The sequence below is a fragment of the Bradyrhizobium sp. 482_C4_N1_8 genome, from assembly GCF_052075965.1.
GTDB lineage: Bacteria > Pseudomonadota > Alphaproteobacteria > Rhizobiales > Xanthobacteraceae > Bradyrhizobium > Bradyrhizobium barranii.
The window spans coordinates 1,397,631-1,417,264 of sequence record NZ_CP197231.1 but is presented as its reverse complement, the minus strand read 5'-3'; the positions used below and the strand labels follow the sequence as shown (position 1 = coordinate 1,417,264).

The 19,634-nt window shown below is 62.8% G+C and carries 15 protein-coding genes; 8 read left to right on the top strand and 7 right to left on the bottom strand.

Translation table 11 applies throughout. The features are described 5' to 3' along the window. Positions 1-270 precede the first annotated feature (270 nt). Both AB7Z56_RS06630 and AB7Z56_RS06625 read left to right on the top strand, forming a co-directional pair. On the top strand, positions 271-2,463 hold the full coding sequence (locus AB7Z56_RS06630; protein ID WP_063981111.1) for a L,D-transpeptidase family protein: 2,193 nt from the start codon (positions 271-273) through the stop codon (positions 2,461-2,463). Positions 2,464-2,748: 285 nt separating this feature from the next. Then, complete coding sequence (locus AB7Z56_RS06625) at positions 2,749-4,356, top strand: DUF882 domain-containing protein (RefSeq protein ID WP_283017559.1); 1,608 nt, start codon at positions 2,749-2,751, stop codon at positions 4,354-4,356. A 945-nt stretch (positions 4,357-5,301) separates the two neighbouring features. Here AB7Z56_RS06625 and AB7Z56_RS06620 read toward each other — a convergent pair. The 3 genes from AB7Z56_RS06620 to AB7Z56_RS06610 form a co-directional block, all read right to left on the bottom strand. Next, entirely contained in the window at positions 5,302-5,727 is a 426-nt protein-coding gene (locus AB7Z56_RS06620; RefSeq protein ID WP_063981109.1) for a hypothetical protein, read from the bottom strand. A 152-nt stretch (positions 5,728-5,879) separates the two neighbouring features. After that, positions 5,880-6,152 carry a DUF2312 domain-containing protein gene (locus AB7Z56_RS06615; RefSeq protein ID WP_014492426.1) on the bottom strand — a complete coding sequence of 91 codons (273 nt, stop codon included), beginning with the start codon at positions 6,150-6,152 and terminating at the stop codon, positions 5,880-5,882. A 197-nt stretch (positions 6,153-6,349) separates the two neighbouring features. Next, the gene (locus AB7Z56_RS06610) at positions 6,350-6,652 is read right to left on the bottom strand and encodes a DUF1244 domain-containing protein (RefSeq protein ID WP_063981108.1); all 303 of its coding nucleotides are present in this window, start codon (positions 6,650-6,652) and stop codon (positions 6,350-6,352) included. A gap of 180 nt (positions 6,653-6,832) precedes the next feature. Here AB7Z56_RS06610 and AB7Z56_RS06605 point away from each other — a divergent pair, with 180 nt between their 5' ends. Next, positions 6,833-7,432, top strand: a complete 600-nt coding sequence (locus tag AB7Z56_RS06605) for a DUF1036 domain-containing protein (protein ID WP_063981107.1) — start codon at positions 6,833-6,835, stop codon at positions 7,430-7,432. Continuing rightward, entirely contained in the window at positions 7,429-8,865 is a 1,437-nt protein-coding gene (gene pyk, locus AB7Z56_RS06600; RefSeq protein WP_063981106.1) for a pyruvate kinase, read from the top strand. The genes AB7Z56_RS06605 and pyk overlap by 4 nt, the downstream gene beginning before the upstream one ends. Positions 8,866-9,016: 151 nt before the next feature. On the opposite strand, the gene AB7Z56_RS06595 is transcribed toward pyk, so the two are convergent. Together AB7Z56_RS06595 and AB7Z56_RS06590 are read right to left on the bottom strand one after the other, a co-directional pair. Further along, complete coding sequence (locus AB7Z56_RS06595; protein WP_063981105.1) at positions 9,017-9,697, bottom strand: TetR family transcriptional regulator; 681 nt, start codon at positions 9,695-9,697, stop codon at positions 9,017-9,019. Between the two features lie 450 nt (positions 9,698-10,147). Next, entirely contained in the window at positions 10,148-10,312 is a 165-nt protein-coding gene (locus tag AB7Z56_RS06590; protein WP_014492421.1) for a Flp family type IVb pilin, read from the bottom strand. Positions 10,313-10,711: 399 nt separating this feature from the next. Here AB7Z56_RS06590 and AB7Z56_RS06585 point away from each other — a divergent pair, with 399 nt between their 5' ends. Both AB7Z56_RS06585 and AB7Z56_RS06580 read left to right on the top strand, forming a co-directional pair. Beyond that, positions 10,712-12,199 (top strand): hypothetical protein, encoded by a 1,488-nt coding sequence (locus AB7Z56_RS06585; RefSeq protein ID WP_063981104.1) that lies wholly within the window; start codon positions 10,712-10,714, stop codon positions 12,197-12,199. A gap of 238 nt (positions 12,200-12,437) precedes the next feature. Continuing rightward, positions 12,438-12,716, top strand: a complete 279-nt coding sequence (locus tag AB7Z56_RS06580) for a hypothetical protein (RefSeq protein WP_187387924.1) — start codon at positions 12,438-12,440, stop codon at positions 12,714-12,716. Positions 12,717-12,970: 254 nt separating this feature from the next. Here the strand turns inward: AB7Z56_RS06580 and AB7Z56_RS06575 are convergent, their stop codons facing one another. Continuing rightward, complete coding sequence (locus AB7Z56_RS06575) at positions 12,971-13,420, bottom strand: MaoC/PaaZ C-terminal domain-containing protein (protein ID WP_063981102.1); 450 nt, start codon at positions 13,418-13,420, stop codon at positions 12,971-12,973. A gap of 367 nt (positions 13,421-13,787) precedes the next feature. Between AB7Z56_RS06575 and AB7Z56_RS06570 the strand changes: the two genes are divergently transcribed. Continuing rightward, positions 13,788-16,274, top strand: coding sequence for an arylsulfatase (locus tag AB7Z56_RS06570; RefSeq protein WP_283017561.1), 2,487 nt, complete (start codon positions 13,788-13,790; stop codon positions 16,272-16,274). Between the two features lie 255 nt (positions 16,275-16,529). Then, a complete protein-coding gene (locus AB7Z56_RS06565; RefSeq protein WP_346283384.1) occupies positions 16,530-18,323 on the top strand; it encodes an adenylate/guanylate cyclase domain-containing protein in 1,794 nt (597 codons plus the stop codon). 186 nt (positions 18,324-18,509) lie between these two features. Here AB7Z56_RS06565 and AB7Z56_RS06560 read toward each other — a convergent pair whose 3' ends face one another. After that, positions 18,510-19,427, bottom strand: a complete 918-nt coding sequence (locus AB7Z56_RS06560; protein WP_063981100.1) for an alpha/beta fold hydrolase — start codon at positions 19,425-19,427, stop codon at positions 18,510-18,512. Between the last annotated feature and the right edge of the window lie 207 nt (positions 19,428-19,634).

The following is a 19,634-nucleotide window of genomic DNA, read 5'->3' as shown; positions in this document are numbered from 1 at the left end:
AGTGACAGACACATGGAAAAGCGTCTGCCAAAGCCGCACAATCCGTTGCAAACGGGCTTTCTTGAAGTCAGTTTGTCGTGAGTTGTCCCGGGTAGCGCTGGCCGCCCAAACGGGGCCTGTATATCGTCTGCGTAGGATTCGTTCGTCCGCGTATGAATCGTTGCGTGCAGGCGTGCAACTTTCGAGCGGCCGGCGCAGTTTAGCCCGAAGCTCATTAGGCGATAATGAAGCTGTTCCACGAGGGACAGTTCACCCGAGGGGTGCGACACAATGCGTGACTGTTTGAACCACCGTGCGGGCTTTGACCGCGTCTTGATGACGGTCGCGGCGACCTTCCTCACGGTATCGGCCAGCTCGGCCCTGGCGCAGGATCAGGCGCGCAGCAGCGCCGCCGAACTCGCGATCGAAGCCGCGATCCCGCGCCCCGAGCCCGCCAACGTCCCGCCCCCGACCGCATCCGACATCAAGCTCGACACCACCGCGACGGTTCAGGATTCCGCAAAGGAGCCGGCCAAGGAACCGGTGAAGGCCGAAGCCGCACCGGCTCCCGACAAGGTCGAGACCAAACCTTCCGACGTCGCCACCACGCCTGCAGCTGAGGCGCCGAAGAACGAAACCGCCAAGACCGAGCCTGCCAAATCCGAACCGGCAAAGGCCGACACCGCGACGGCAACGCCGGCCGCGCCTGCGGCCCCCGCTGCGGCTCCGGCCGCCGAGCCGGTGAAGGCCGCGAGCAACGTTCCCGCCGCCGACCAGCCGGTCGCCGACAAGCTCAAGGACATCATCGGCGCCAAGACCTCGCGCCATTTCGACCGCAAGAACGAGCGCGCCGCGATCGAGAAGTTTTACGGTGCACGCGACTTCGCGCCGGTCTGGACCCAGGCCGGCAGCCTGACCGCCGCGGCCAAGGGCGTGATCGCGCGGCTGAAGGATGCGGCCTCCGATGGTCTCAATCCCGCCGACTATCCGGTGCCGGATTTCGCCGCCGCCACGACGCCCGATGCGCTCGCCGATGCCGAGCTGAAGCTCACCGCCAGCATGTTCGACTATGCGCGCCAGGCCCAGAGCGGCCGCATGCACTGGTCGCAGGTCAGCGGCGACATCCTCTATCCCGAGCATCCGGTCGATTCGAGCGAGGTGCTCGCCAAGGTCACGACCGCAGCCGACGCCTCCGCAGCGCTCGACAGCTACAACCCGCCGCAGAAGCTCTACAAGGAGCTGAAGGCCAAGCTCGCCGAGCTGCGCGGCCAGGGCAGCGGCCCGGTGATCGAGATCGGCGACGGTCCGGCGCTGAAATACACCCCGGCCGGCAAGAAGCAGGCTGAAATCGTCGTCGAAGATCCGCGCGTGCCGCAGCTCCGCGCCAAGCTCGGCCTCCCCGAGAACGCCGGCGACACCCGCTATGACGCCACCGTCGCCGAAGCCGTGCGCAAATTCCAGAATAGCGCCGAGATGAAGGTAACAGGCATCCTCGACGACAAGACCGTCAAGGCGATCAACACGCCGAAGCGCGACAAGCAGATCGACGTTGTGCTGGTGAACATGGAGCGCTGGCGCTGGCTGCCGCGCGACCTCGGCGTCCCCTCGCTGGGCGATGCCTATGTCATCCTCAATATTCCTGACTACACACTGAAGGTGATGCAGCGTGGCCAGCAGGTCTGGACCACTCGCGTCGTCACCGGCAAGCCGGGCACGCATGCGACCCCGCTGCTCACCGAGACGATGAAGTACATCACGGTCAATCCGACCTGGAACGTGCCGCCGTCGATCGTCTACAACGAATACCTGCCGGCGCTTCAGCAGGACCCGACCGTGCTCCAGCGCATGGGCCTCAAGCTCGAGCAGAACCGCGACGGCTCCGTGCACATCTCGCAGCCGCCCGGTGAAGCCAACGCGCTCGGCCGCATCCGCTTCAACTTCCCGAACAAGTTCCTGGTCTATCAGCACGACACGCCGGACAAGAACCTGTTCGCCAGGGACGATCGCGCCTTCAGCCATGGCTGCATGCGCGTGCAGAACCCGGATCAGTACGCCTCCGTTCTGCTCAACATCGCCATGCCGAACGAGAAGTACACGCCGGAGCGCGTGCGCAGCATGTACGGCAAGAGCGAGATCGACCTGAAATTCCCGACGCCGATCCCGGTCAACATCACCTACCAGACCGCGTTCGTGGACGATGGCGGCAAGCTGCAAATCCGCAAGGACGTCTATGGCCGTGATGCGACCATGATCAACATCCTGAAGAACGGCCGCGGCAAGGACCTCGAGAACGTCGTTGCTCACTCCCAGCCGAGCTATTCACGCCCGGCGACGACGCTGCCCTCGGGCGTGGCGATTGCCAACAATGGCGGCGGCTTCGGCTCGTCGGGTCCGAACTTCTTCGAGCGGCTGTTCGGGGCGCCGACCCCGCCGCCGGCTCCGGTCGGCCGCCGGCCGCAGCAGCAGCGGGTGTTTACCCGCTGAGGCCTCCCCGATCGGTCTTTGTCGGAAATTCTCTAGTAAGATCAGCGACCTCATCCCCCTGGATGGGGTCGCTTAACGTTAACCATTCTCCACCCGAACTCCGGCAGCGGGCGTTTTTTTGCCACACTGAACCGCTTAGGTTCGTATTCTGACTTGGTTTGGGGTCGAGAAGGTCAACCTCGAATTAACCTTCTCGCTTTAAGAAAGCGTTCATCCTCTTTCGCGCGCTAACGGGGTTGCCGGGAGAGTCCATTTTGAACGCTCGTCGACTGGGTGGGCTCATTCGTGCTGACAGGTTTCGCACGCAAATTCGCAGTGCTGTCGTTGTCCCATGCGGGAGTGAAGGCCGGATCCCGGATCGGCCTCGCTTCCGCACTGCTGCTTGCTGCCGCGGGCTCGGTCCATGACGCCGCCGCGCTGAACGAGACCAAGACGCTCTCGTTCCACCACACCCATTCCGGCGAAGACCTCACCGTCACCTTCAAGCGCGATGGCCGCTTCGACGAGGCCGCGCTGAAGCAGCTCAACCACTTCCTGCGCGACTGGCGGACCCAGGACGAGACGGTCATGGACCGTCGCCTGTTCGACATCCTCTGGGAAGTCTATCGCGACGTCGACGGCAAGCAGCCGATCCAAATCATTTCCTCCTACCGCTCCCCCGCCACCAACGCGATGCTCCGCCGCCGCTCCTCCGGCGTGGCGCGCTTCAGCCAGCACATGCTGGGGCATGCGATGGACTTCCACATTCCGGGCGTGCCGCTGGAGCAGATCCGCTTCGCCGGCCTGCGCCTGCAGCGCGGCGGCGTCGGCTTCTATCCGACCTCCGGCTCGCCCTTCGTCCATCTGGATACCGGCAGCATCCGGCACTGGCCGCGCATGACGCATGACCAGCTCGCCCGCGTGTTCCCGGATGGCCGCACGGTCCACGTTCCGACCGACGGCACGCCGCTGAAGGGCTATGAGCTGGCCAAGGCCGACATCGAGCGCCGCGGCACCGGCGACGATTCCGGCAGCAAGCCGAGTTTCTTTGCCGCTCTGTTCAAGAGCAAGTCGGCTCCCGCCGCCACGAGCAGCGACGAGGATGACGAGGGCGCGCCCGCCCCGGCCGCGAAGTCTGTTGCGCCGACCGTGGTTGCCGCCGCGGCCAAGCCGGCCGATCCGGTGCCGACACCGCGCGCCAAGCCGCAGATCGCCGCTGCGATCCAGCTCGCTTCGGCCGATGCGCAGCTCGTTGCACCGCCCAAGCCGAAGCCCGCGCCCGTGGCTGACAAGCCTGCGGCCGGCAAGCCGGAGACCCCGGCCGACATCATCAATGCCCGCGGCTTCTGGGATGCCCCTGCGACCCCGCAGCAGGCGACGCCAGCTCAAGTGGCGGCGTTGAAGGCCCGCCAGGCGCTCGCCGCCGCCACCGAGCCGCAAGCAACCGCGTCCGTCTCCAGCGCGGCCTATCAGGCGCTGGCCTATGCGCCGGCGTCCGCCTCCCCGGTCGACCGCGCCAACGTCGTCGCCGCCTCCGCGCTGGTCCCGCGCACAGGCCGCCCCGTTGCCACGACGCGCGGCCTTGCGCCCGCGACCGAGATCAACACGGTGGTCGGCAAGAGCATCGACGGCAGGATCGCAACCGCGACCCGCCTCTCCGCCGCCAGGGGCGAAAGCATCTGGCTCAAGATCGTGATGCTGTCGCCGAGCGCCAGCCGCGCGATGTCGGTGACGTTGATGGGCGAGCTGGATACCGTTGCCCTGCGCGGCTATTTCGTCAAACCGCAGGCCGTGATCGCGATGGGCTTTGCCGACGATCCGATGCAGGGCCTGTCCTGCGATAGCTTTACGGGCAGTGCGACCGCGAAGCTCGAGACGACGTCGTTCGTCATGCGCACCGCGGCGCTGCGCTGAGATCTTTCCCCTCACGCCGTTCGGTAGTCCCGCAAGCCGGGATGAAGCGCAGCGCAATCCTGGGGCACGACAGCGCCACACGCTCAAGTGTCGTCCCGGCCTGGTGCGCATCCGCACTAAGGGAGATTCCCCCACTTCCAACGGGTAATCCACCCGGTATCGCTACGCATTCCAAACGCGCATTGTGGCAATGCGCCCAGAACGGACGCGATGACAAAGTCCGAGGACGCGATTGCGTTTGCCTTGGTGTTCCGCGTTTCCGCAGCGGCGCCGCATCTCAAGGGAAGTCGCCACAGCGAAGTAGGAGCATGCGATGTCAGTTCCATGCAAGTCTGAGCTCAGCCTTCTGAACCACGACGAGCGCGAAGTCATATTGAGCACGCACCATCCCGTGGTCGGAGAGATGGAGCGCGATGGACTTGAGAGCCTTCGCGCCCGACTTCGGGATCTGCGCGACAGGGAGCGTACATTGTCGCGGCATCGACGCCGCGAAACAAAGGGAACAGCCGACCCGCGCGGCAAGAGTTTCTCCGGCACGGCAGAGCATGCAAACCGGCGCCAATCGGTTTTCGCTGCCGCCATCAAGCGCGTCAAGAACGAGCTGAGGCGCATCCGGAAGTTTGAAGCACGACGGGAGCTCGGGGAAGCGGCGCGACGGGCGTTAGCACTCCGTCGGGCGCGTCAGTTTTCTCGCCCGCAGACGACCCCAACTTCGCATGACGGCATGCGGTCCATCCCAAGCCGTCGCCGGCTCAAGAAACTCCCACCGGAAAAAATCGGAAGAGTCTCGCAGGCCAACAAGCGGGCGCAGGCCCGACGAGACGCCAAACGCGGACGCGGCAATTGAGACCGAGACCGACAATCTTGCGGATCGAGGCTGCGTGCCGGACCGGCGCAATGGCGTCCTCGCCACTTCCAAGACTACAGTGTCGAAGCCTGCAGCTTCTATCTCGCTTTCCTGACCCGCCGATCCAGATGATATGTCAACGCCAGCGAGAGGCAGACGGTGAGCTCCTGCTTCGGCAGCGCGCCGGATAGGGGCAACAGCAAAGCCCTGGTCTGCCGATATTCGAACTCATCGGGAAAGCGCTCGCGAAAGGTATCGATCAACGTCGTCTTGCAGTTGAACAGGATGGCGGCGCGCTCGGAGTCCTTCAGGCGGCCGAGCCGGATCGTGCTGCCGCTGCCGGTCTCATCGGTCAGGTAAGCCGGCTCGCCCCATTTCAGCGTTTCGGTGAGCTTGCCGACATCGTGATGTGCCGCAGCGGTCGCGAAGATCAGCTCACGTACCTGGAGCAACCGCTTGCCGATCGGCGCCGGAAGAGCGCCGAAGGCACGGCTCACCTCGCGCGGCAGCGGCGGCGCAGTCACAGCGGTCTCCGTTCACAAACGAAGTGCAACACGCCACGCTTGTAGCCCGGATGGAGCGAAAGCGTAATCCGGGGAATGCTTCCATACTGCGAGAACCCGGATTTCGCTGCGCTCCATCCGGGCTACGGCAGCAGTGCTAGAGGCGCATCGCCTCAGAGCATTCCCAGCGCCTGCATGTAGGTCTCGAGGATGGTCTCGGCCTCGGCGCGCTCGTTCGGGTCCTGCTTGCGCATGCGCACGATGGTGCGCAGCGCCTTGACGTCGTAGCCATTGCCCTTGCTCTCGGCATAGACGTCGCGGATGTCGTCGGAGATCGCCTTCTTCTCTTCCTCCAGCCGCTCGATGCGCTCGATGATGGATTTGAGCTGGTCCTTGGCAAATTTCGTCGCGGGCTCGTCGTCGCGGACGGCGGCGGAGGTGGCCATCTTGGTACTCCCAATGGAACTGGCAAAACGAGGTGACGCCGGCATCCTCACCGCGCGTGCTGGTTGACCCTTAGGGTTCGCGGCTCTCGCGTTCAAGCAAGCATCGCGCTCGTCCACAGCGCGCCCACACCTTCCTGCGGCGAGGCCAAGAAAGAGTTGTGTGGTGCGACTCACCGCCGGACTGCCGGCGAGGCCGTTCAGTGCCCGGGGTGAACCTTCTTCATCGCCTCGAGCTGCTCGGGCGCGGCCGTGCCCTGGTATTTCGACTTCCAGGTCTCGTAGGGCATGCCGTAGACGGCCTCGCGGCTCTCGTCCTTGCTTAAGCTCACGCCCTGCGCGTCGGCAGCGTCCTTGAGCCAGTTCGACAGGCAGTTGCGGCAGAAGCCGGCCAGATTCATCAGATCGATGTTCTGGACGTCGGTCCGCGTCTTCAGATGATCGACCAGGCGCCGGAAAGCGGCCGCCTCGAGCTCCGTTCTGGTTTTGTCGTCGATTGCCATGGCTGGATCCCTTCGGCCTGAATTGGTTCTGCCCCCGATGGGGGTCACCCTTACGGGATCAGGTGGGCCCTTGTCACAGATTTTGCCATATCACGGCGCAAACGGCGCCAGAGCCAACCCGAAGGCCGGTTCCCCGGCCCTACGCCAAATCGTCAATCATCTGGTATACGTTCCGCGACAATGATCGCCGAATCTCCCCGCGCCCCCCTTCGCCTGCTCGCCCGGTTGGTCCCGGTGCTGGTGGGTGGCCTGCTGTGCCTGTGGGCCAGCCCGGCCTCCGCCGACTTCCGGCTTTGCAACAACACCTCGAGCCGGGTCGGCATTGCGCTCGGCTACAAGGACGCCGAGGGCTGGACCACCGAGGGCTGGTGGAACATCTCGTCCCGCTCCTGCGAGACCCTGCTGCGGGGAACGCTGGTCGCGCGCTACTATTACATCTACGCGATCGACTACGACCGCGGCGGCGAATGGTCGGGCCAGGCCTTCATGTGCTCGCGCGACAAGGAATTCACCATCCGCGGCACCGAGGATTGCCTCGCGCGCGGCTACGACCGGACCGGCTATTTCGAGGTCGATACCGGCGAGCAGCGGGCTTGGACAGTGCAGCTGACCGACGCCAACGAGCAGCCGTCACAGCAGCAGCGCGTGCCCGGCCTGCCGGGCCCTGTCGGCCCGGGTGGCGGCGTTCCGGGTTTGCCCAATAGTCCGCCCGGTGGTACGCCCCCCGCCGCGCCTGGCCTTCCGCCAGCTCCCTCGCCACCGTCTGGAAATAAGCCATGAGGCGTCTTCGCCGTATCAAGATTCTCGCGACCCTGGGACCTGCCTCTTCGGACCTCGCGATGATCCGCCGCCTGTTCGAGGCCGGCGCCGATCTGTTCCGCATCAACATGAGCCACACCCCGCATGACAAGATGCGGGAGCTGGTCGCGACGATCCGCAACGTCGAGAGCAGTTATGGCCGGCCGATCGGCATCCTGGTCGATCTCCAGGGCCCGAAGCTCAGGCTCGGCGCCTTCGCGGAAGGCGCAGTCCAGCTCCAGAACGGCCAGATCTTCACGCTCGATTCCGACAAGACGCCGGGCGATGCCACGCGCGTCAATCTCCCGCATCCGGAGATCCTGGCTGCACTCAGGCCCGGCCATTCGCTGCTGCTCGACGACGGCAAGGTGCGCCTGATCGCGGAGGAGACCTCGAAAGAGCACGCGGTGACGCGTGTCGTGGTCGGCGGCCGGATGTCCGACCGCAAGGGCGTCAGCCTGCCCGACACCGATTTGCCGGTCTCCGCGATGACGCCGAAGGACCGCGCTGACCTCGAGGCCGCGCTGGTGACCGGCGTCGACTGGATCGCGCTGTCCTTCGTGCAGCGCGCCGACGACGTGATCGAGGCCAAGAAGATGATCCGCGGCCGCGCCGCTGTCATGGCCAAGATCGAGAAGCCGCAGGCGATCGACCGCCTCGCCGACATCATCGAGGCCTCCGACGCGCTGATGGTGGCGCGCGGCGATCTCGGCGTCGAGCTGCCGCTGGAACGCGTGCCGAGCCTGCAGAAGCAGATGACGCGCATGGCGCGCCGCGCCGGCAAGCCGGTGGTGATCGCGACCCAGATGCTGGAATCGATGATCCAGTCGCCGGTGCCGACCCGCGCCGAGGTCTCGGACGTCGCCACCGCCGTCTATGAAGGCGCCGACGCCATCATGCTGTCGGCGGAATCGGCGGCCGGCAAATTCCCGGTCGAGGCGGTCTCGACCATGAACCGCATCGGCGAAGAGGTCGAGCGCGACCCGATTTATCGTTCCGTGCTCACCGCGCAGCGCCCCGCGCCGGAATCCACCGCCGGCGACGCCATCGCGGACGCCGCCCGCCAGATCGCCGAGACGCTCGATCTGCCGGCGCTGATCTGCTGGACCAGCTCGGGCTCGACTGCAGTGCGCGTCGCGCGCGAGCGGCCGAAGCCGCCGATCGTGGCGATCACGCCCAACATCGCGGCCGGACGCCGGCTGGCGGTGGTCTGGGGCGTGCATTGTGTGGTGGCGGAAGACGCGCGCGACCAGGACGACATGGTGAGCCGCGCCGGCCAGATCGCCTTCCGCGACGGTTTTGTCCGCGCCGGCCAGCGCGTGATCATCGTCGCTGGCGTGCCGCTCGGCATCCCCGGCACCACCAACATGGTGCGCATCGCCTCGGTCGGCCCCGAGGGCGGCGCGGATATCTAGTCCGCGGGAGCCCGGCAAACAAAAAAAGACGAAAACAACCCCATGCACAGTAGCCGGCGTTGCCGGCGAAGGTGCTCGGGTTTTGTGGAAAGGCGCGCTCGGGCAATGACCTGAGCGGAATCGGGTCTCGGCCCCGGTCGCGACCTGCTCTTCAGGCCCCGACCAGCGCTTTCGCGGTCGGCAGCAGCGTCTGCTGCACCACCAGACCGCGGGCGCGGGCGTCCATCACGCCGACGGCGCGCAGGGCCAGCAGCGTCACGGTCTGCACCGCATCGCGCATCCTGGCGGGATCGTCGAGATTGTCGGGCGCGAGCGGCCCGACCAGGGCCTCATGCAGCGCCCCCAACAGCGCGGTGGCCGCCAGCGCGGTATCCTGCGCCGGCAAATGGCCGGCCCGCACGGCGGCGTCGATCCGCGCGGCCATCTCGCCGGCGATCTCGCGGCGGCTGGCGAGGCGGGACGCGCTGACATCGACGTCGACCGGCTCGGCCAGGATGCCCCAGGCCAACCTGCGCTGCGACAGCGTGTGGACCGCCACGGTGGTGACGGCCGCCGCCAGCGCCGAGGATGGGCCGGGCGCGGCATCGGCCGCCCGGCGGATCGCCGCGAGCTCGTCGCGCGACACCTCGGCAATCAATTCGGAGATCAGCTCGGACTTGGACGGGAAGTAGCGGTAGACCGTTCCGGCCGCGACACTGGCCCGGACCGCAACCGGCGCGATCTGCACCGCCGCCATCCCGCCTTCCGCCGCAGCTTCCCGCGCTGCAGCAAGAATCGCACTGCGCCTGGCCGCAAGGCGCTTCACCACTTGATGCGTTCGCCGATAAACCATGGCGCGCTTCCTGTCCCACACGCCAGCCGCACGCCCCGCGCGGCCGAACGCGTCGTCCCTGCAATAGATGCAAATCGTCCCGCAAGGACTGAACAACTATTCAAAGTGAATGACAAGATGCAAATGCGTAGAACGTCACGCCGGACGGACGGGAGCGCCAAGCCTGCTGACGCCGGCTGGAGGGCTTTGAAGAAGAACGTGCGGGGAAGCTTGCCTGCGGGCCCATCCTTCGAGACGCCCGCCTACGGCGGGCCCTCGGGATGAGGTCGCGTTTCGCGGCAAGATATCAGACCCTCTTGGTGAGGAGCTCGCCAAAGCGGGCATCTCCGGACGATGCTCCGCATCGCCGGGCGAACCATGCAGGCCGAGCAGCCTCCGGCTCACTCCACCCCGCAAAAGAAAAGAGCCCCGTCCGGGACGGGGCTCTCGAAACTCTCAGATCGTCCGGTCTTACTTGAGGCTGGACGAGATCGAACCGAACTTGGTGTTCAGCGAGCTGCCGAGGTTGTTGACGACGGTGATGATCGCCAGCGCGATGCCGGCAGCGATCAGGCCGTATTCAATGGCGGTGGCGCCGGATTCGTCCTTCACGAAACGCGAAACGAGGTTCTTCATAGACTGCTCCCAAAGAGTACACGAGGCTTACAAATGGTCTGGTCTTCTCGGCTTCCCAGCGCCGCCCGACCATGGAACCGAACCTAGAGGCAAAGAATTGCGCCGCAGTTAATTCGACTGCGGAAACACGAAGCGGATTGCACGTATTCGACGATGGTAAAGGAGAATTGAAAACAATCCGTTAAATCGTAGCTATCCGCGGCGACGCCGCTGCGGCGCGATTTACCCGAAGTTATGACCGCGCATGGTCCAATGCCGCCCGCTCGGCCTGAAGCACGACGAGATGAATCGTTCATCGCGCTTCAGGTTATTGTTTGAGCATGATCTTCTCGGAAAACCGCTACACACTTTTCCGGATCATGCTCCGACCGACAAGAACAAGCAGGACGACGAGGCGGCATGTCCCTTTCCTTTGCCAACAGCATTGCGATGCAGAGCCGCGCGCGCGCACTGCTGCCGCTCTGCGTCGGTGCCGGCACCTATCTGTTCTTCCTCTTCGTCGGCGACACGCTGCTTCAGGACTCCGACTCGTTCTGGCAGATCAGGATCGGGCAATGGATCCTCGATCACGGTGCCCTGCCCTACACCGACTTCTATTCTTTCACGCGCCCAGGGGAATCCTGGATCTCGACGTCGTGGCTGTCACAGGTGCTGTTCGCCTTCTCCTACGCGCAATGGGGCTGGGCCGGACCCGTGATCCTCACCGCGACCGGGATGGCGCTCACCGCTGCGGTCTTCGTCTATCTCCTTGACGCGCAGATCGAGGCGCCGCGCGCGGTGCTGTTCGCGATGCTGGCGCTGCTGCTGTCGATCCATCACGTGCTGGCGCGTCCGCATATTCTGGCGCTGCCCGTCATGGTGGCGTGGGTCGGCCTGCTGATGGCGGCTGCCGACCGCCGAAGCGCGCCGTCCTGGACCTGGCTGCCGCTGATGGCGCTTTGGGCGAATTTGCATGGCGGCTTCGTGCTGGGCCTCGCGCTGATCGGCCCGATCTCGCTCGAAGCGGTCGAGCATGCCGAGAAGGGACAGCGGCTGAAGCTGTTCATGCGCTGGGTGCTGTTCGGCGTCGGCGCGCTGATCGCTGCCTGCTGCACGCCTTACGGCTGGCGGACGCTGATGGGCGCGACCAACATCCTCAGCCTCGGCGAATTGCTGTCACTGATCTTCGAATGGATGCCGGCGAACTTTGCCACCTTCACCGGGTTCGAAGGCGCACTGCTCGGCCTGATCGCGCTCGGCTATTATCGCGGCCTCGTGCTGTCGGCGCCGCGGATCTTCCTGATCCTGTTCCTGACCTGGACCGCGCTGACCCATGTCAGGAATATCGAGGCCTTCGCCTTCCTGGTGCCGCTGGTGCTGGCAAAGCCGCTCGGCGAGATGTTCCCGCGCCCGCCAGCGGACACCGCCGACGCAGACCGCTGGCCGGCCCGCTATGTCACCGCGCTCGGCGCGCTCATGATCGTGGCCGCGAGCTGGACCTCGACCTCGCTCTACATGGGACACCATCGCTTCACGTTCACGATGACGCAGACGCCGGTTGCGGCGGTCGACCTGCTCGAAAAACTCGGGGTGCAGCGCATCTTCAACGCCTATCAGTTCGGCGGCTATCTGATCTCGCGCGACGTCCCTGTGTACGTCGACGGCCGCGCCGAGCTCTATGGCGAAAAGTTCGTCATGGACTTCTTCAAGGCGACGGAAGGCAAGAAGCCCGAGCTGCTGCCGCGCCTGCTCGACCAGTACAAGATCGACGCGACGCTCCTGGTCGCCGATGCGCCGGGCCCGCAAATCCTCGATCAGCTCAAGGGCTGGAAGCGGATCTATACGGATGACATCGCGGTGATCCATGTGCGGGACAATGCGGACGGAGCGGCGCCGCCGTCGAAGTGAGGAAGCGACTTCCGGCGCGTCCTCTCAGATCCGACGTTCGCTTAAAGATGTGAAGCGGACCTAGGCACGCATTCCGGCCATTTCGCCGTTTGCCCCAAGGCGGTCGTCAAGCGGCAATGTCAGTTGCTGTTAATTCGACTTATGCGCCCGGAGTCAGCGTAGCAGCGATGACAAGGGCTCGCGCGGTTTTCGTATGGGCTTGAACCATCTGCCTCGTGTTAACGACCAAGAGCCAATCATGTTCGACGATCTGATGACCCTCCTGGTTATTCTGTCCTTCGGCTTTCCCGCCATGCCATGGTTTTTGGGTGCGCGATGGGGGTCGAGAGGAGTTTGGCTCAGTACAGGATTTGCCGTAGTCATCCTGTTATGTTTTTTTCCAATATTGTTCTGGGTTGCATGCGGTGCCTGTGGGCAGGGCGCGATAGCCATCTTTATGCTGGGGCCGATCTGGATTGCTTCGGCATTGCTTACGGTCACTTCGGCGGCGTTCGCTTACTACAAATTCGCGCGCTAATTTCCGCAAGACCGCGAAGGCGCTAGGGGGTAACGATACCGCCCACGCTGGGCATCGCAGATGAAGTGATTGAGTATGGCATCAGCGATGTCAGCTTGTGGCCCATCAGCGAAGTGGCGACACCTTTCATTGAGGCCCGCTTGGTGGGTAGAGCGGACTGACTTTGCTCACTCTGCGTTCTTCGCATTTTGACCCATAGCGGACGTGAACATTTTGTGTTGGCAAGCGCCGCCAAGACGGACGATGGCTCCTTGCTATGGACCCGCTCGTCTCGCAACGAGAATATTGGCTATACACTGCAAGACGATTTCGTTTTGTTGATTGCGCACTCTGATTTGGTTGCGCACGATGCCTCGATCAGGTTTCGACTTAGACTCCCGCTTCTCCAGAACAATCATCTCAAGATCGAGTTCATCTCCTGGGCGTACCGGGTTCGGCAGCCTTAACTCATCCCAACCCATTCCGGCGAGGACATGGAGCCGAGGCTGGAGCTTCGGCGTGAGCGAGATGAAGATCGAAAACGTATGGGCGCTCGATGCGGTTAGTCCCCCAAAAATTGAACGTGCTGCTGCCTCCTCATCGAGGTGACGGGGCGCTGGATCATATTGCTTGGCGAACTGGACGATCTCTTCCTTCGAGACCAGATAAGGACCAGCCTTGCTAGTCATACCAATTTCGGCATCTTCAAAATACAGCTGGGTCATGGCTTCGTCCTCTGCGGATGAAGTAAATCAGGCACGGCTCAACGCGGCGGGATTATAACCCTTTTCAAGCATCAATTTCTGTTCTTGTCCGGCTAACCCACACGTCGTTCAGGCCAGTCGCACCAATTTCCAAGGCAGCCTTTCCCGGATGAGCAAACACCAAAGGTCATCATCCGAAAATCAGCTTATGGCCCATCAGCGAAATGGCGACACCTTTCATTGAGGTCCGCTTGGTGGAGTAGAGCGGACTGACTTTGCTCACTCTGCGTTCTTCGCATTTTGACCCATAGCGGTCTTCCATTGATCTAGATCAACGCGAGGTACATCCGGGAAGTTTGGTTCAATCGTCGAACAAGAGAGGACGCTTATGAGCGATCATCCAGAAGACGGTCCCCCGAACGAATCCTCCTCAAACGCATTCGAAAAAAATAGGCGCGGCAATGACGGCATGCAACGACGCGACCTTTTGTTGGGTGGTTCGTCGCTCGCTGCGATGACGGCTTTGGCGGCGACGGCGCCAGCGACCGCTCAAGTGCAACAGGCTGCACCGGCACCCGCAGCAGCACCCGCATCGACGGGGCCGAAGCTTGGCGAGATCCTGCCGTTTCCGCAGCCGCCGCGTCCTGTCATCACCGAGCCGGATTGGCGCAAGGTGCCGCAGCCGAAGCCAGTCTCGATCCGGCCGCCGAAGGGCGCCCCCAACATCCTGGTCATTCTTCAAGACCAGACTTCCTATGCGGACCCATCGACCTTCGGCGGACCGATCAACTTCCCGACCATGGATCGTCTCGCCAAAGAGGGGCTGACCTACACGAACTTTCACGTCAACAGTCTGTGTTCGCCGAGCCGCACCGCGCTATTGACCGGACGCAATCAACATCAAAATAGCCAAGCCGCTGTAGTTGACGGTGCGACCTCATATCCCGGCGACACCGGCATGCGGCCAAAGAGCGTTGCGCCTATCGCTGAAATTCTTCGACAGTGGGGCTATTGCACGTCGATGTTCGGCAAAAGCCACGAGACGCCGCCGTGGGAAACCAGCATGAGCGGCCCGTTCGACCGCTGGCCAGCGCGACAGGGCTTTGAAAAATTCTATGGCTTCATCGGCGGCGAGAAGAACTTGTTCCGGCCCTACCTCGTGGATGGCACTACCGAACTCGGCGTGCCGCGCGACCCAAACTATCATTTCAACGTCGATATCACGGACAAGGCGATAGGCTGGATACGTGGTACGCGCTCGCTGACCCCGGATCGTCCGTTCTTTATGTATTACGCCACGGGCGGCGCGCATCCGCCTCACACGCCGCCGAAAGAATGGCTCGATGTCTACAAGGGGAAATTTGATCAGGGGTGGGACAAGCTACGCGGGGAAATTCTTGCGCGTCAGATAAAGATGGGCCTGATGCCTCCGGGCACCAAGATTGCTGAAAACCCTCCTGAAATTCCAAAATGGGACGCCCTTTCGGACGACGCGAAGAAGGTGCTGTCGCGGCAAATGGAAGTCTATGCAGGCTATGCCGAGCATACCGACCGCGAGATCGGGCGTTTGATCGACGCCATCGGGGATCTCGGCGAACTCGACAACACCATCGTGATCTATATCGCCGGCGACAATGGCGGCACCGCGATCGGTGGTCTAAACGGAACCTTCAACGAATGGTCCAACCTCAACGACGCACCCGAAGACATCCCGTATCTCAAGACCCGAATGGACGAGTATGGCGGACCGAACTCCTACCCTAACTATTCGGTGGCTTGGGCAATGGCCGGCTCCACGCCGGCAACCTGGTGCATCAATGCCTGTCAGGGCGGCGGCCAGAATCAGGGCATGGTCATTCGCTGGCCCGGCGGCATCAAATCGAAAGGGGAAATCCGCAGGCAGTATACCCACCTGATCGACGTCGGCCCCACCATCCTTGAAGCCGTCGGCATCCCCGAGCCAAAGATAGTCAACGGCGTCGAGCAGATTCCGATGGCCGGCACCAGCATGATCTACTCGTTCGACGATGCGGCGGCAAAGGATCGCCACACCGTCCAGTACAACGAGTGCAGCGGCAATCGCAGCATCTACAAGGACGGCTGGATGGCCTGCGTGATGCACCGCGCGCCATGGGAGAGCAGCCCCCGCGTCGATGACTACGCCAAGGACAAATGGGAGCTTTACAATGTGGCCGTGGACTTCGGACAGGCTACCGACCTCGCCGCGCAAAATCCCGCGAAGCTGAAAGAACTGCAGGACCTATTCCATCAGGAGGCGATCAAGTTCGGCGTTTATCCGATGGATGACCGCTCCTTCGCACGGCTGAATGCGACCAATGCCGGACGGCCCGACATTATGGCCGGCCGTACCGAGGTGACCTACTACGCCGGGATGACCGGCATGGCTGAAAATGTCTTCATCGACACGCTCAGCCGTTCCTATGTTGTCACCGCCGACCTGGTCATTCCCAAAGGCGGCGCCAACGGCGTCGTGGTCTCGCAGGGTGGCCTGTTCGGCGGCTGGAGTCTTTACGTCAAGGACGGAAGACCCAAGCTCGCCTACAACTGGCTGGCGCGGGAGAAATACTTCATCGAAGGCAAGGAGGCTCTACCGGAAGGCAAGGTCACGCTGGTCTATGATTTCACCTATGACGGCGGCGGCCTGCACAAGGGCGGCACCGGCGTGCTGTCGATCAACGGCAGGAAAGTCGGCGAAGGCCGCATCAATAAGACGCAGGGCGCGGTGTGGTCGCTGGCCGGTGAGACCGCCGACATCGGCGTGGATGCCTACTCCCCAGTGTGCGATGACTACGATCCTTGGGAAAACGCCTTCACCGGCACCATCAACACCGTGAAGATCAAACACAAGGCTTGAGCGCAAGACTTGGCCCTTCCCCGTTACGCGAGGAGGGCTCTCTTTGTGTCCCGCGCCAACACCAGTCCGCTCCTGGCCCATCAGCAAAGTGGCGACACCTTTCATTGAGGTCCGCTTGGTGGGGTGGAGCGAACTGACTTTGCCCGCTCTGCGTTCTTCGCATTTTGACCCTGACCTGACATTGACCCTAGCCCAAAAGGAACACCCTGTGCTTTGATACGTGGGACGGAATCTACCGATCTCGCGGGGGCCGTTTTGGCCAACAATTGCGTGGAACGGAGGCTTGCGGCGATTCTGGCGGCGGATGTTGCCGGATACAGCCGCATGATGGGTATGGACGAAGAAGACGTGCTGGCTCGCCTCAAGGCCGCCAGAAAGTCTCTTTTCGATCCCTCCATCGCCGCGCATCGCGGACGGATCGTCAAGACGACCGGCGACGGCATGCTGGTCGAGTTCGCCAGCGCCGTCGATGCAGCGCGATGCGCCATCGAGGTGCAGCGCGGCATGGTTGAGCGAAATGCCGCGGTGCCGCAGGCCAAGCGGATCGAATTTCGCGTCGGCATCCACGTCGGCGACATCATAATCGACGAAAATGATATCTTCGGGGACGGCGTCAATATCGCCGCCCGCCTTGAAGGCATCGCGGAACCCGGCGGCATCTGCATCTCCGAGGACACGCAACGTCAAATCCGCGGCAAGGTCGATATCGCCTTCGAGGACATGGGTCCGCAGAATCTGAAGAACATTGTTGAGCCGATGCGCGCGTGGCGATTGAGGATAAACGCGGACGGTTCTGCGGCAATCTCGAAAAGGTCGCCGGTCGAGACCACCCAGGCTCTGGCGCTGCCCGACAAGCCGTCCATCGCCGTGCTGCCGTTCCAGAACATGTCAGGCGATCCCGAACAGGAATACTTCGCGGACGGAATAGCGGAGGACATCATCACCGCGCTGTCCCGTTTCAAGGCGCTGTTCGTCATCGCCCGCAATTCGAGCTTCACATACAAGGGACGCGCTGTCGACATCAAGCAAGTGGGGCGCGAGCTTGGCGTGCGCTATGTGCTGGAAGGAAGCGTTCGCAAGGCGGCAAACCGGGTGCGCATCACGGGACAGCTCGTCGATACCCCTACGGGAGGACATCTCTGGGCAGACCGGTTTGACGGTGGACTCACCGACATCTTCGACCTGCAGGACCAGGTCACCGAGAGCATAGTCGGAGCGATCGCGCCGGCGGTTGAAAAAGCCGAGATCGAGCGCGCCAAACGCAAGCCTACCGAGAGTCTTGATGCCTATGATCACTACTTACGCGGTTTGGCCAGCTCTTATCAGTTTGCTAACCGGCAAGCGAACGAAGAGGCGTTACGCCTATTCAACAGGGCGATCAAGCTCGACCCAGGTTTTGCGTCAGCTTACGGTCGTGCCGCCCTTTGCTACACCTTTGCCAAGACCAATGGCTGGATTTCAGTCACACCGAGCGAGACTGCCAAAGTAGAAAAGCTCGTTCAGAGAGCGGTTGAGCTAGGAAAAGACGACGTGATCGCCCTCGCGGCGAGCGGATATGTATCAGCGTTTGTTTTACTCGATCTCGGGGGAGGCGCCGCCTTGATCGATCGCGCGCTCGTGTTCAATTCCAATTGGGCCGAGGCATGGTTTTGGAGTGGCTGGGTGAAGAACTGGCTAGGCGAGCCGGAAACGGCAATCGAGCGCTTCGCCCGTGCCATCCGCCTCAACCCGCTTGATCCGTTTATGAGCGGGGTACGAACTGGGACCTCGCATGCCCATTTCTTCCTGGGCCACTATGGCGACGCGGCATCGTGGGCTGCAATGGCGTTGCAGGACAATCCGGACTTTCAACCTGCGTTACGTATGGACGCCGCAAGCAAGGCAATGGCCGGACGACTGGAGCAGGCACAAAAGGCGGTGGCTCGGCTGCGGCAATTGAATCCTTCGGTGCGTGTCTCCAATCTCAAAAGCGTGCTCGGCCCCTATCGGCGTGCCGAAGATCTCGCTCGATACGAAGAAGGGTTGCGGCGAGCCGGGCTGCCCGAATGACCTCTACGGCCACGGTGCGGCAAGAGAGTGAGAGCCGCAACTTCCGCTCTCGGCCCATCAGCGAAATGGCGACACCTTTCATTGAGGTCCGCTTGGTGGAGTAGAGCGGACTGACTTTGCCCGCTCTGCGTTCTTCGCATTTTGGCCCGTAGCGGACATTCCCATCGGGACGATGGGAGACCGAAATCACGCCGTTGCTGCCAGATCGTTGGCAACGACTGCCAATATTTCGGCGGCGTGTGAACTCGCGATAAAGTGCCCGCCATCAGCGACTTCGTGCCATACCGCTCCAGGCATCCGCTCACCCAGCGGTTTGTTTACTGCGTAAGGCACAAACGTATCGGCGCTGCCTTGCCACAGATGAACCGGCCTATGGATCGCCGTGACGTCGAATGGCCACTGTTGATAGAGCATCTGCGCATCGGCCACGAGACCGTCAACGCCTTGCCGGAAACACTCGCGTCCAGACTCCACGATGGCACTCAGCACATCGTCATCAGCAAGCGCCGCGAGGTCAGCGGGGCAGCTCGCCTTCAGCAATGCCTTCTTGTACTGCTCCGGAAACCGCGTCGCAGCGAGATCGATCAGGTCATACATCAGCTGGAAACCCGGCCGGAAATGCAGTGCAAGGAACCCGCCTATGGCGTCGGTCGAGGACAGATCCTTCGCTGCCCAATTCGTACCGAATGCGCCGTAGGATCCGGGAGCGATGCTGGTCACGTGTACCAGCTTCGCGGGATCAAGGTACGCCGCTGCCGCGAGCGCCCAAGGACCACCCTCAGACCAGCCTGTGACCGCAAAGCGATCGGTCTCAAAAGCGTTGGCAATCGCTTCCAGGTCTGCGGCCCAGCCTGCGAAGGTGCGACCGTGTTGAGGATCTGATTTGCCTTGGCCTGGACGGTCCACGCACACAAATCTCAAACCAAGTTTGAGCGCGTGAGACGCAAAAACCTTGGCTTCGAGCCGGCTCGATGGTCCGCCATGATTGTGAAGTACGAGCGGACCGTTCGGATCGCCGACCTGAAGGTAAGCCAGTGATCGACCGCCGATCTGGACTGCACCTTCGCTAGGACACGCAGCGTTGCTTGAATTTCTCAAATGCATGCCCTCCGTCGGGCCTCGATGACTCGTCGATCTCGCGGAGCCTTTGTCTCAGCCAACCAACTCTTTTTGGAATTTCTCGATCGTAGGCTGCAACAACGGCCGCCATGGTCACACGGCTGTCGGATGTCTGCAACTGGCCCATAGCAGCCATTTCCGCGTTCAAAGCTGACATCGGCTTTCGCCCCGAAACGGGCACTTGCGATTTAA

Excerpts from the sequence above, each read along its gene's own strand:
- AB7Z56_RS06595 (WP_063981105.1), bottom strand. The coding sequence starts at position 9,697 with ATGGTTTATCGGCGAACGCATCAAGTGGTGAAGCGCCTTGCGGCCAGG.
- AB7Z56_RS06585 (WP_063981104.1), top strand. The coding sequence starts at position 10,712 with ATGTCCCTTTCCTTTGCCAACAGCATTGCGATGCAGAGCCGCGCGCGC.
- pyk (WP_063981106.1), top strand. The coding sequence starts at position 7,429 with ATGAGGCGTCTTCGCCGTATCAAGATTCTCGCGACCCTGGGACCTGCC.
- AB7Z56_RS06580 (WP_187387924.1), top strand. The coding sequence starts at position 12,438 with ATGTTCGACGATCTGATGACCCTCCTGGTTATTCTGTCCTTCGGCTTT.
- AB7Z56_RS06610 (WP_063981108.1), bottom strand. The coding sequence starts at position 6,652 with ATGGCAATCGACGACAAAACCAGAACGGAGCTCGAGGCGGCCGCTTTC.
- AB7Z56_RS06605 (WP_063981107.1), top strand. The coding sequence starts at position 6,833 with ATGATCGCCGAATCTCCCCGCGCCCCCCTTCGCCTGCTCGCCCGGTTG.
- AB7Z56_RS06575 (WP_063981102.1), bottom strand. The coding sequence starts at position 13,420 with ATGACCCAGCTGTATTTTGAAGATGCCGAAATTGGTATGACTAGCAAG.
- AB7Z56_RS06560 (WP_063981100.1), bottom strand. The coding sequence starts at position 19,427 with ATGCATTTGAGAAATTCAAGCAACGCTGCGTGTCCTAGCGAAGGTGCA.
- AB7Z56_RS06615 (WP_014492426.1), bottom strand. The coding sequence starts at position 6,152 with ATGGCCACCTCCGCCGCCGTCCGCGACGACGAGCCCGCGACGAAATTT.
- AB7Z56_RS06590 (WP_014492421.1), bottom strand. The coding sequence starts at position 10,312 with ATGAAGAACCTCGTTTCGCGTTTCGTGAAGGACGAATCCGGCGCCACC.
- AB7Z56_RS06630 (WP_063981111.1), top strand. The coding sequence starts at position 271 with ATGCGTGACTGTTTGAACCACCGTGCGGGCTTTGACCGCGTCTTGATG.
- AB7Z56_RS06570 (WP_283017561.1), top strand. The coding sequence starts at position 13,788 with ATGAGCGATCATCCAGAAGACGGTCCCCCGAACGAATCCTCCTCAAAC.